Raw genomic sequence first — 12,765 nt, 5'->3', positions numbered from 1 at the left:
GCTGCGTGATGGTGAGGTACAGAACACTTCTCGGGCCGGTCGCGGTCGCCGCGTCGCTCGTCGTGGCCATGGCCGGCGCGGCGCTCGACGGCGGCGCGGGCACGCCCGCCTCGGCGTCCGGGGTCGGGACCGCCGCCGCGACCGCCGGCTGCGGCAAGGCGCCCGGGCTGGCCAGTGGCACGCACACGATCCAGAGCAACGGCAAGAACCGCTCGTTCATCCTGCGGGTGCCGGACAACTACCAGAACGACCGCCCCTACCGGCTGGTCTTCGGCTTCCACTGGGTGGGCGCCACCGCCACCGACGTCGCCACCGGTCAGACCGTGGACCGCAACACCTGGGCCTACTACGGGCTTCAGCGGCTGGCCAACAACAGCGCCATCTTCGTCGCCCCACAGGGGATCAACAACGGCTGGGGCAACTCCGGCGGCGAGGACGTCACCTTCGTCGACAACATGATCAGCCGGATCGACAACGCCCTCTGCGTCGACACCACGCAGCGCTTCGCCCTCGGCTTCAGCTACGGCGGCGCGATGACCTACGCGGTGGCGTGCGCCCGACCGACCGTCTTCCGGGCGGTCGCCGTCTACGGCGCCGGCGCGATCAGCGGATGCAGCGGCGGCACCCAGCCCATCGCGTACTTCGGCGCGCACGGCATCCGGGACAACGTCTTCCCGATCTCCACCGGACGGTCGCTGCGCGACCGGTTCGTCCAGAACAACGGCTGCGCCGCCCAGAACGCGCCGGAGCCGACGCAGGGCAGCCTGCGGCACGTCACCACCACCTACTCGGGCTGCCGCAGCGGCTACCCGGTGGTGTGGGCCGCGTTCGACGAGGGCCACATCGCCGCGCCGCAGGACGGGGCGCCCGGCGACAGCGGCACCCGGACCTGGCTGCCCGCCGAGACCTGGAACTTCTTCACCCAGTTCGGCGGCGCGCCGCCCACCACCACCCCACCGCCGGTCACCACCACCCCGCCGCCGCCGACCACCACCGCGCCCCCGCCGCCGACCACCACGCCGCCGCCGGGCGCCGGCGCCTGCACCGCCACCTACCGGACCACCAACACCTGGTCCGGCGGTTACCAGGGCGACGTCACCGTCACCGCCGGCGGCTCCGCGATCAACGGCTGGACGGTGCGGTGGACCCTCGCCAACGGCCAGACCGTCAGCCAGCTCTGGAACGGCAGCCACACCGTCAGCGGCTCGACGGTGACCGTCCGCAACGTGGAGTACAACGGCTCGCTGCCCGCCGGTGGCAACACCACCTTCGGCTTCCTCGGCACCGGCACCCCGTCCGCCCCGACCCTCACCTGCACCAGCCCGTGATCCTGACCGCGCTCCGCTGACCACCGGTCTCAGGCTGACCGGACGGCGAGCCCACGACCCCGCGCCGCCACGGCGCGACGGCGTCGTGGGCTCGCCGCCGTTTTCCGGCCCGGCCCGCCGGCGCGGCCGACTGTTTGCGTACGGGAATGTTGTCGGAACGGCGATCCGCAGTGGACCCGCGAATTCGCCCGACCGGCCGGGATTCGCATTACCGGCCCGAATCCGGCACTCGAACGGGTGGTTTGTCGCCACCGATCGGCCAACTCGCCCGGGTAGACCTGGCGGTATAGTCTCCGGTCGAATTATGGGCACCGCCGCAACTGGGGAGAGTCGATGGAAGAATCCGTGGACACGCGCCGCTACCACGTCGTGGTCAATGACGAGGAGCAGTACTCGATCTGGCCGGAGGAGGCGGACGTCCCGGCCGGCTGGCGGCCGGTGGGCGTGACCGGGGACCGGGCGACCTGCCTGGCGCACATCGAGGAGGTGTGGACCGACATGCGTCCGCGCAGCCTCCGCGAGTGGCTCGCCGCGCACGGCTGACCCCCGTCCACCGACCCCGTCGGCCGGGCGGGGTGTTGTCCGCCATTGTCCGGGAAAAATGCGGACACTATGCCGCATTGCGGCGGGCGACGGAGCCGCCCGGAAAAGCTGATTCCAGCCGTTGACAGACCTGGACCGCTCTCGTAGCTTGCTTGTCAGCAATTCCCCGCCGGCCATTTAGCAATACCGTCACCGGCGTCAGGAAACGGGTTCACCGTGGTCAGCCGCTTCCGGGTGTTTCTGTCCGGCCCACCGGACGTGAAGGAGTTCATCGTGCCGGCTACACCCGCCGAAACCGATGTCGACGGCCGGTACGGCACCGTCACCCTCCAACCGGGCATGCTCGTCGCGCACGAACGCCAGCCCGGCTCAGGGGTGGACATCCTCCAGGTGGCCGTGCGCTGGCCGGCGCCCCTGGACCCGGTCGCCATGCGGCTCGCCTGGCAGCGGGCCACCGAGCGGCACCAGGCGCTGCGTACCGCGTTCGTCTGGCCGGCCGGCGGTGGTGAGCCGACCCAGCAGGTCCGACCCCGGGTGGACCTGCCCGTGACGCACCACGACTGGTCCGGCCGACCGGCCGCCTCCCAGGCCGACCGGTTGGCGCGGCTCCTCGCCGACGACCGCGCCGCCGGGTTCGACTCCTCGGTCGCGCCGCTGGTCCGGGTCACCCTGCTCACCCACGGGCCGGACCGGCACACCCTCGCCGTCACCCTGCACCACGCCATCCTCGACGGCCGCTCGGTGCACCTGCTGCTCGACGAGGTCTGCGCCGAGCACGACGCGATCGTCGCCGGTCGCCGGTACGACCCGCCCGCCCGCCGGCCGTTCCGCGACTACGCGGTCTGGGCCGCCGCCCGCCCGTTGGACGAGGACCGCCGGTTCTGGCGCGCCCACCTGGCCGGCGTGCCGTTGCCGACCCCCCTGCCGTTGGTCCCGCTGCCGTCGACCGGCGGGCCGGACGAGCCGCCCCGGACGGTCGACTCGGTCCGCGAGGTGGGCCGCACCTTCACCACCGGGGTCACCGCGGCGGTGACCGCGGCGGCCCGCGCCGCAGGCGTGCCGGTGGGCACCCTGGTCACCGCCGCCTGGTCGGTGTTGCTGCACAGGTACTCCGGCGAGACCGACGTGGTCTTCGGCGGCACCCGCACCTGCCGGCACGGCACCGTGGACGGCGCCGACCGGATGCTCGGCCTGCTGATCAACACGGTGCCGGTACGCGTCCGGATCAACCCCGACCAGCCGGTACGCGACTGGCTGCGCGAGGTCCGTCGACGCCTCGACGAGCTGCGCCCCCACCAGCTCGCCCCGTTGGCCCGGATCCACCGCTGGGCCGGCGTGCCGGCCCGTACCCCGCTGTTCGACTCCCTGCTCATGTACGAGCACCGCGACCTGCAGACCGCGCTGAGCCGTTCGGTGCCCGGCTGGGGAGACCGGGTCGCCCGGGTGCGCCGGCACCCCGGCCCTCCGGTGACCGTCTGCGTCTTCGGCGAGCCGAGGATGACCGTCCTGCTCTACCACGACCGCCGCCGGCTGGACGACGCGGCGGCCGACGCGATGCTGCGTCAGTTCGAGGTCGTTCTCACCGGGCTCGCCGCCGGGCTGGACCGGCCGGTGGCCGCGCTGCCGCTGCTCGACGCCACCGACCGGGCCCTGCTCACCCGGTTCCGCGCCGGCGGCGACCCGGTGCCCGCCGGGACGTACCCGGCCGGGGTCACCGTGCCGGACCTGGTCACCGACGTCGCCCGCCGGCAACCCGACGCGGTCGCCGTGACCGGCCCCGACGGGGCCACCCTCAGCTACCGGGCCCTGGAGGAGCGTGCCAACCGGCTGGCCCGCCAGCTCGTCGCCGCCGGCGTCCGCCCGGACGAGCCGGTCGGGGTGGCCCTGCCCCGGTCGGTGGAGCTGGTGGTGACCCTCCTCGCCGTGCTCAAGGCCGGCGGCGGCTACCTGCCGCTGGACCCGGGGGACCCGCCGGCCCGGATCCGGCAACTGCTCGCCGTCGCCGGGGACCCGCCGGTGCTCGCCGCCGACGACCTGCCGGGCGCCCCCCGGCTGCTCCGGCTGGACCAGCTCGTGCGGGCCGCCGCCGAGCAGCCGGCGACCGCCCCGCCCGGCCGGGTCCACCCCGCCGGGTTGGCGTACGTCAGCTTCACCTCCGGCTCCACCGGCGTCCCCAAGGGGGTGGCCGTCGGTCACGGCGCGGTGGTCCGCCTCGTCCACGAGCCGGGCTACCTGCGGCTCGGCCCCACCGAGACGCTGCTCCAACTCGCCCCGGTCGCCTTCGACGCGGCCACCCTGGAGATCTGGGGGGCGCTGGCCACCGGCGCCCGCCTGGTGGTGGCCCCGCCCGGCACGCCCGACCTGGCCGAGCTGGCCCGGTTGCTGCGCCGGGAGCGGATCAGCGTCCTCTGGCTCACCGCCGGGCTGTTCCACCAGCTCGTCGAGTTCGACCCGGGCTGTCTGGCCGGGGTCGGGCAGCTCCTCGCCGGCGGGGACGTGCTCGCCGCGGAGGCGGTCCGCCGCGCGCTGCGGGCCCGGGGCGGGGCGCCGCTGGTCAACGGGTACGGCCCGACCGAGAACACCACGTTCACCTGCGTCCACCCGATGACCGACCCGCAGGCCGTGCCCGACCCGGTGCCGATCGGCCGGCCGGTGCCCCGGACCACGGTGTACGTCCTGGACGCGGCGGGTCGACCGGTGCCGGTCGGGGTGCCCGGCGAGTTGTACACCGGCGGCATCGGCCTGGCCCGCGGCTATCTCGGTCGGCCGGCGGCCACCGCGGCGGCGTTCCTGCCCGACCCCTTCGCCCCGCGTCCCGGCGCGCGCATGTACCGGACCGGCGACCGGGTCCGCTGGCGTCCCGACGGCGTCCTGGAATTCCTCGGCCGGATCGACGAGCAGGTGAAGATCCGGGGTTTCCGGGTCGAGCCGGGCGAGGTCGCCGCCGTGCTGCGGGACCATCCCGCGGTCGGGGACGCCGTGGTGGTGGTCGACGGGGCGGGGGAGCGGCGTCGACTGCTCGGCTACGTGACCCCGCGCCCCGGGGTCACCCCGCCGACGCCGTCGGAGCTGGCGGACCACGTCGCCGGGCGGCTCCCCGCCCACCTGCGCCCCGCCGTCCACCAGGTGTTGCCCGTGTTGCCGCTGACCCGCAACGGCAAGGTCGACCGGCGGGCCCTGCCGCTGCCGGGGCGCCCCGCCCGCCCGCCGGCCGCCGGCCCGTCCGACCCGGTGCAGCTCCGGCTGGCCGCCGTCTGGGCCGAGCTGCTCGGCGCCGTGCCCGCCAGCGTGGACGACGACTTCTTCGTGCTGGGCGGGAACTCGTTGCTGGCCACCCGGCTTACCTTCGCGGTCACCGACCGGTTCGGCGTCGAGATCCCGGTCCGCGCCGTCTACGACCATCCGACGCTCGCCGGTCTGGCCGCCGTCATCGGCGCCGGACCGACCGCCGGCAGCCGGGCCGCCAGCGCCGCCGGGGTGGTCCGCCGGGACCGCGCCGCCTACCGCTCCGGGCCGTCGCCGACAGCGCCAGCCGGCCCGCCGGCTGGTCCCGCGTCGGCTGGTCCCGCGTCGGATGGCGCGGCGTCGGGTGGTCCTGCCGGTCCCGCGCCGGACGTGTCCGCGTCGCCTGGGTCCGCGCCGGCCGCTTCGGTGTCGGCCGGTGGGGGCGCCGGGCACCTGGTCCGGCCGGAGGACGGGCCGTGGGCGCTGTGGCGTTGGATCGGCCTCCGGGCCGCCGGCTTTCCCGTCGGGACGTTGACCGCCCTCGGCGACCCGGATCTGGTCGCCGCCGCCGACGCGGCGCTCGTCGCCGAGGAGCGGCTCACCCGGGCCCGCCGGGAGCTGGCCGAACGGCTGCGTCAGGCCCGTACCGCCAGCCCGCCCGGCGAGCGGGCCCGATGGAACCGGGCCGTCCGGCAGGTCCGGCGGGACGCGCCGCCGGAGCCGCTGCCCGCCGACGCGGCGAGCGTCGACGGCGGGGCGCTGACGCGCGCCCACGCGGACCTGTGCGCCGCGTACGACGAGCGGGACGCCGCGCTCACCGGGTACCGCGACACGTACCAGACGGCCGCCCGACGGCGATCCGCCGCGTTGCGCGCCGCTGCCGCCGACCCGGCTTTCCGGGAGGCGGTGACCTGGCAGAACCGGCACGCCCTGCGCAGCGGCGTGGACGCGCTGCGCACCTCCACCGGGGGGTCCCGGCACCGTCAGCACGAGGCGCTGGTCGCCAGCTACCTGCAACGCTACTGCGCCAAGAACGACACCATCGGGTTCTTCGGGCCGGTGGGCTGGGCCCGGATCGCCGACCAGCCGACCCCGCTGGCCGTCCGGCACGGTCCGACGCCGCTGGCCGTCCGGACCGTCTACTTCGAGAGCTGGGCGGTGACCGAGGTGGCCGGGGCGCTCGCCGTCCGGGACCCTCGGCTGAGGCCGTGGCTGGTGCCCCGCCGGATGCCGTTCCTGGCCGTCGTCGACGACGAGCTGCGTCTGCCGTTGACGCCGCCGCTCCCGCTGAGCCCGCTGACCGCCCGGCTGCTGCGCGCCTGCGACGGCGTTCGACCGGCCGGGGCGATCGCCGCCGACCTGGTCGCCGACCCGGACAGCGACGTCGGTGACCCGGAGGAGGTCTACCGGCTGCTCGCCGAGCTGCGCGACGCCCGACGGATCACCTGGTCGCTGGAGGTGTCCAAGGAGGACCTGCGGCCGGAACGGGCGTTGCGCGCCCGGCTCGCCGCCGTCGACGACCCGGCCGTCCGGGGACCCGCCCTGGCTGTCCTCGACGACCTGGAGCGGGCCCGCGACGAGGTGGCCGCGGCGGCCGGCGACGCCGACCGGCTCGGCGACGCCCTCGCCGGGCTGGAGACCCGCTTCACCGCCCTCACCGGCACGTCGTCGACCCGGCGGGCCGGGCAGGTGTACGCCGGCCGGACCCTGGTCTACGAGGACTGCCGCTCCGCCGTCGAGGTCACCCTCACCCCCGACCTGGTCGCCACCTGCTGGCCGGCGTTGGGCCTGCTGCTGGAGAGCGCCCGCTGGTTCACCTCGGCCGGGGCGGCGCTGTTCCGGCGGGCCTGCGCGGAACGGTACCGCGACCTGGCGGCCCGGGTCGGCTCGGCGACCGTCTCCTTCGCCGACTACTGGCTGTGGGTCAACGACCTGCTCTTCGACCCGCCGGAGAACCTCGTCGCGCCGGTGGCACGCGGCCTGCAGGACCGGTGGGCGCGGATCCTGCCCGAGCCGGTCGACCACCGGATCACCGCCACCTCCGCCGAGCTGCGCGACACCGTACGGGCCGCGTTCGCCGCGCCCCGGCCCGGCTGGACCGGGGCCTACCAGCACAGCCCGGACGTGCTGCTCGCCGCCACCGACCCCGACGCGGTCGCCCGGGGCGACTACCACTGGGTGGTCGGCGAGGTGCATCCGGGCGTCAACACGCTCCGCTCCGCGCTCTTCGTCGCCCAGCACCCCGCGCCGGCGGAGCTGTCCGCCGCGATGACCGCCGACCTGCCGCAGGGCCGGCTCGTGCTGGCCGCAACCGGGGAGGAGGGCGGCGCGTCGTCCCGACTCACCGACCACCTGGTCACCGGCCGGGACCTGCGCCTGGTCTTCGGTCACGACAGTTGCGGCCTCGACCCGGCCACGTCCGTGCCGGTCGCGGACTGCGTGCTGGCTCCGGAGGCCGGGGTGCTGACCGTGTCCAGCCGGGACGGACGACACCGGCTGCCGCTGGCCGAGGCGCTCGGCGAGGCGCTGATGATGCACCTGGTGCAACGCTTCGACATCCGGCGACCCGCCGACCACCAGCCCCGGATCACCGTGGACCGGGTGGTCCTGGCCCGGGAGAGCTGGCGGTTCGCCGCCGCCGGCCTCGACGTCGCCGGACTGGCCGACGAGGACGAGCGGTTCCGTCGGGTCCGCCGCTGGCAGCGGGAACACCACCTGCCCCGGCACGTCTTCGTCAAGAGCCCGGCGGAGGAGAAGCCGTTCCACCTCGACCTCGCCAGCCTCGCCTCGGTCGACGTGTTCGCCCGCGCGGTACGCCGCGCCGTCGCCGCCGACCCGGCGGCCACCGTACGGCTCACCGAGATGCTGCCCACCCCGGAACAGGCGTGGCTCACCGACGCGCGGGGCCGACCCGGCACCGCCGAGCTGCGCCTCGTCGCCGTCGACACCCGTACCCCCGCACCGGCCGGCGTCGCGTCGACCGGCGCGGCGAACCCGGCCACCGACCGGCGGCCGGACCGTCCACACCGCAACCAGGCGGGAAGATGAACACCGAAACCTACGTTCTGCCGTCGTCGTTCACCCAACGTCGACTGTGGATGCTCGACCAGATGGACCCGGGCGCGGTGACGTACCACATCGCCTGGGCGGTCGAGCTGACCGGCCCACTCGACGTGACCGCCCTCGAGACCGCCCTCACCTGGCTGGTCGAGCGGCACGAGACCCTCCGTACCCACTTCACCGCCGTCGACGGTGAGCCCGCGCAGGTGGTCGTGCCGGCCGCGCCGACGCGGCTGCCGGTCGTCGACGCCGGGCCCGGCGACGCCTGGCGGGGCCTCGTCTCCGCCGCCGCGCGCGAGCCGTTCGACCTGGCCGCCGGCCCACTGACCCGGTTCGGCCTGATCCGGCGGCCCGCCGACGCCCACGTGCTCACCGTCGTCGTGCACCACGCGGTGGCCGACGGCTGGTCGTTCGGGGTGCTGTTCCGCGAGCTGGCCGCCGGGTACGCGGCGGCGGTCGCCGGAGCCACCCCCGACCTGCCCCCGCCACCGGTGCAGTACGCCGACTTCGCCGTCTGGCAGCGGGAACAGGACGAGCGGGGCGCGTTCGACGCCGACCTGGACTTCTGGCACGCCGAGCTGGCCGGCGCGCCGACCCTGCTGGACCTGCCCGCCGACCGGCCCCGCCCGGCCGAGCAGACCGACACCGGCGGCGAGGTCGGCTTCGTGGTGCCCGACGACCTCACGGCCCGGCTGCGGGCCGCCCGGGACGGCACCCTCTTCACCCGGCTGCTGGCCGGCTTCCAGATGCTGCTGCACCGGCTCACCGGCGCCGACGACCTGCTGGTGGCCGTGCCGGTGGCCGGGCGGACCCGCCCGGAGACCCGGGACGTGGTCGGTTTCTTCGCCAACACCCTCGCGCTGCGCGCCCGGTTCACCGACCGGACCGACGCCGCCGACGTCCTCGCCCGGGCCCGCGCCTCGGCCACCGCCGCGCAGGACCGCCAGGACGTCCCCTTCGACCGGATCGTGGACCGGCTCGCCCCGACCCGCAGCCTCGCCCACGCCCCGGTGGCGCAGGTGATGTTCGCCCTCGACGAGCCGCCGGCGGCGGTCACCGCCGCCGGGCTGCGGATCGACCCACGACTCTGGGAGAACGGCGCCGTCAAGTTCGACCTCACCCTGACCGTCGAGGACCGGCCGGACGGGCTGCGCGGCCGGATCACCTACCGCGCCGACCTGTACGACGAGCCCCGGATCCGCCGGCTCGCCGACCGGTACCTCACCCTGCTCGCCGCCGCCCTGGACCAACCAAACGTCCCGGTCGGTGAGCTGCCGCTGTTGGACGCCGTCGAGCGGGACCGGCTGCTGCGCGCCGGCGACGGCGTCGACCTGCCGCTGCCCGACGTGACCGGCGTCGGCGAGCTGCTCGACCGGTACCCGCCGGCCGACCCGGACGCCGTCGCGGTCGCCGGGCCGGACGGCACGCGTACCCACCGGGAGCTCGCCGACCGGGCGCGCCAGCTCACCGGTCTGCTCCGCGCCCACGGCGTCGGGCCGGACGTGCCGGTCGGGCTCTGCCTCGACCGTGGCGTCGACCTGGTCGCGGCGATCGTCGCCGTCTGGCGGGCCGGCGGCGGCTACCTGCCGCTGGACCCGACCCTGCCGGCCGGCCGGCTCGCCACCATGCTGGCCGACGCCGCCGTGCCGGTCCTGCTCACCGACGCCGCCGGGGCCGCGCGCGCCGCCGAGGCGGTCGCCGGGGCCGGGGTCGCGCCGGTCGTGCTCCGCCTCGACCAGCTCGACCCGGCCGACCCGCCGACCGAGCCGTCGCCGCCGGTCGGGCACCCGGACGCCCTGGCGTACCTGCTCTACACCTCCGGCTCCACCGGCACGCCCAAGGGTGTCGCGGTCACCCACCGGGCGGTGGTGAACCTGCTGCTCGACGGTCACCGGCTGCTCGGGCTCACCCCCGCCGACCGGGTCGCGGCGATCACCACGCCGGCGTTCGACATCTCCGTCGTCGAGCTGGCGCTGCCGCTGCTGGCCGGCGCGCGGATCGAGCTGCTGGACGCCGAGACGGCCCGGGACCCGGCCGCGTTGCGGGCCGCCTGCGTCGACCGGGGCGTCACCGTCCTCCAGGCCACCCCGGCGAGCTGGCGGATGCTGGCCGCCACGCCCGGCGGCGTGCCGGCCGGGATCCGGTCGCGGATCAGTGGCGGCGAGGCGCTGCCCCGGGACCTGGCCGACGCGCTGCGCGCCGACGGGGCCCGGCTGCTCAACGGGTACGGGCCGTCGGAGACCACGATCTACTCCTCGATCGGCCCGGTCGGCGCGGCCGGCCCGGTGGACCTGGGCCGTCCCGTCGCCAACACCCGGATCCACCTGCTCGACCCGGCCGGCCGGCCGGTGCCCGAGGACGTGGCCGGGGAGATCCACATCGGGGGCACCGGGGTGGCCCGCGGCTACCACGGCCGTCCCGGGCTGACCGCCGACCGGTTCCGCCCCGACCCGTTCGGCCCGCCCGGCAGTCGGCGGTACGCCACCGGCGACCTGGCCCGGCGGCTGCCCGACGGCCGGCTCGACTACCTCGGCCGGGCCGACCAGCAGGTCAAGGTGCGCGGTTTCCGGATCGAGCTGGGCGAGATCGAGGCCGCGCTGCGCGACCAGCCGGGCATCGCCGACGCCGCGGTCACCACCTGGGGCGCCGGCGTCGACGTGCGGCTCGCCGCGTACGCGGTCACCGACGCCGACCCGGCGCAGCTCTGGCCGGACGTCCGGGCCGCCCTGGCCCGCCGGCTGCCCGAGTACATGCTGCCGGCCACCCTGGTCCGGGTCGCCGCGCTGCCCCGTACCGCCGGCGGCAAGCTGGACCGGCGGGCCCTGCCCGAGCCGACCTGGCGGGAGACCACCGCCACCGGCCCGACCGCCCCGCGCGGCCCGGTCGAGGAGCAGCTCGCCGCGCTGTGGCGGGACGTGCTCGGCCGCCCCGACATCGGGGCGCACGACAACTTCTTCGCCCTCGGCGGGCACTCGCTGACCGCGACCCGGCTCATCGCCCGGATCCGCGCCACGTTCGGCGTCGACCTGCCGCTGCGTCGGCTCTTCGGCGCGCCGACCGTCGCCGGGCTCGCCGAGCTGCTCACCGTCGGGGCGGGACCCGGCCCGGACGGCGTCGAGCGGGTCGGCCCGGCCGACCGGATCGGTCCCGCCGCGCCGACCCCGCAGGACCTGCTCGCCAGCATCGACGACCTCTCCGACAGCGAGGTCGACGCCCTGCTGGACACCCTGATCGCCGAGGAGGGCGTATGACCGAGCGTCGGGAACGGGTGGTCGTCGTCGGCGCCGGACTGGCCGGCTCCCTGGCCGCCCTCTACCTGGCCCGCCGGGGCTACCAGGTGGACGTCCACGAACGCCGCCCCGACCCCCGGTCCGCGTTGACCAGCCCGGAGGGCCGGTCGATCAACCTGGGCCTGTCCGCCCGGGGCATGCGCGCCCTGGACGAGGTGGGGCTGCTCGCCGACGTGCTCAAGCGCAGCGTGCCGATGCGGGGCCGGGTGGTGCACGCCCCGGACGGCGACGTCCGCTTCCAGCCGTACGGGGTGCGGGAGCACGAGATCCTGCACTCGGTGCTCCGTGAGGAGCTGATCGCCCTGGTGGTGGACGCGGCCGAGGCCGAACCGGCGGTCCGGTTCCACTTCGGCAGCCGGCTGACGCGGCTGGACCGGGACACCGCGACCGTCGAGGTCGCCCCCACCGACGGTGGCCCGACCACCCGGGTCACCGCCGACCTGGTGGTCGGCGCGGACGGGGTGTTCTCCACCGTCCGTCAGCACATGCAGCACGGCCGCCGCGCCGACTACGCGCAGGAGTTCCTGCCCTGGGGCTACCGGGAGCTGACCATCCCGGTCGGCGTCGACGGCCGGCCCCGGGTCCGGTTGGAGGCGCTGCACGTCTGGCCCGGCCACGAGGCCCTGATGGTCGCCCACCCCAACCGGGACGGCTCGCTCACCTGCTCGCTGTTCACGGCTCACGAGGGGCCGGTCAGCTTCGCCGCCCTGGACTCCCCGGAGGCCGTCCGGGCCTTCTTCCGGCAGCGCTTCCCCGACGCCGAGGAGCTGATGCCCGACCTGGTCGAGGAGATGACCGCGCACCCGGTCGGGCATCTGGTCACCGTCCGCACCGCGCCGTGGCGGCACGCCGACCGGGTGGTGCTCGTCGGGGACGCGGCCCACGCGGTGTACCCGTTCTACGGGCAGGGCATGAACTCCGCGTTCGAGGACTGCCTGGTCCTCGACGGCTGCCTCGCCGCCCACCCGGACCGGGCGGCGGCGCTGGCCGCGTACGAGGCGGCCCGCAAGCCGCACACCGACGTGCTCGCCGAGCTGTCCACCGCGAACTTCGTGGACCTGCGCGACCGGGTGCACCGGTTCGGCTACACCGCCTCGGCCGCCGCCGACCGGGTGCTGTCCCGTCTGCTGCCCGACCGCTGGGCGTCGCTGTACGCGATGGTGTCGCACACCACCACCCCGTACGCCGACGCGTTGGCCCGGGCCCGCCGGCAGGACCGGATCCTGCGTACGGCCGGCGCCGGGCTCGCGGTGACCGCCGGGCTCGCCGTCGCCGCCGCCGTCCGGGCCGGCCGTCGCCGGTCGACAGGGCGGTGAGCG

5 protein-coding genes are annotated in these 12,765 nt (G+C 76.0%); all 5 read left to right on the top strand.

Going from position 1 to position 12,765, the window contains the following annotated elements:
* Positions 1 to 8 precede the first annotated feature (8 nt).
* The 5 genes from O7606_RS06090 (at position 9) to O7606_RS06070 (ending at position 12,762) form a co-directional block, all read left to right on the top strand.
* The gene (locus O7606_RS06090) at positions 9 to 1,328 is read left to right on the top strand and encodes a cellulose binding domain-containing protein (RefSeq protein ID WP_281598081.1); all 1,320 of its coding nucleotides are present in this window, start codon (positions 9 to 11) and stop codon (positions 1,326 to 1,328) included.
* 333 nt (positions 1,329 to 1,661) lie between these two features.
* Positions 1,662 to 1,871: an MbtH family protein gene (locus tag O7606_RS06085; protein WP_281598080.1), complete on the top strand. Its 210-nt coding sequence runs from the start codon at positions 1,662 to 1,664 to the stop codon at positions 1,869 to 1,871.
* Between the two features lie 273 nt (positions 1,872 to 2,144).
* Entirely contained in the window at positions 2,145 to 8,144 is a 6,000-nt protein-coding gene (locus O7606_RS06080; protein WP_281598079.1) for a non-ribosomal peptide synthetase, read from the top strand.
* Positions 8,141 to 11,407 (top strand): amino acid adenylation domain-containing protein, encoded by a 3,267-nt coding sequence (locus O7606_RS06075; protein WP_281598078.1) that lies wholly within the window; start codon positions 8,141 to 8,143, stop codon positions 11,405 to 11,407. The genes O7606_RS06080 and O7606_RS06075 overlap by 4 nt, the downstream gene beginning before the upstream one ends.
* Positions 11,404 to 12,762: an NAD(P)/FAD-dependent oxidoreductase gene (locus O7606_RS06070; protein WP_281598077.1), complete on the top strand. Its 1,359-nt coding sequence runs from the start codon at positions 11,404 to 11,406 to the stop codon at positions 12,760 to 12,762. Before O7606_RS06075 ends, O7606_RS06070 begins: the two co-directional genes overlap by 4 nt.
* Positions 12,763 to 12,765: the final 3 nt, after the last annotated feature.

It is taken from the genome of Micromonospora sp. WMMD882 (assembly GCF_027497255.1).
In the GTDB taxonomy this organism is placed as follows: domain Bacteria; phylum Actinomycetota; class Actinomycetes; order Mycobacteriales; family Micromonosporaceae; genus Micromonospora.
Note: the sequence above shows the minus strand (reverse complement) of the source record. Positions and strands in the feature narration are given on the sequence as shown.

Bases quoted from the DNA above. Each gene is read 5' to 3' on its own strand.
- O7606_RS06075 (WP_281598078.1), top strand. From the start codon at position 8,141: ATGAACACCGAAACCTACGTTCTGCCGTCGTCGTTCACCCAACGTCGA.
- O7606_RS06070 (WP_281598077.1), top strand. From the start codon at position 11,404: ATGACCGAGCGTCGGGAACGGGTGGTCGTCGTCGGCGCCGGACTGGCC.
- O7606_RS06090 (WP_281598081.1), top strand. From the start codon at position 9: ATGGTGAGGTACAGAACACTTCTCGGGCCGGTCGCGGTCGCCGCGTCG.
- O7606_RS06085 (WP_281598080.1), top strand. From the start codon at position 1,662: ATGGAAGAATCCGTGGACACGCGCCGCTACCACGTCGTGGTCAATGAC.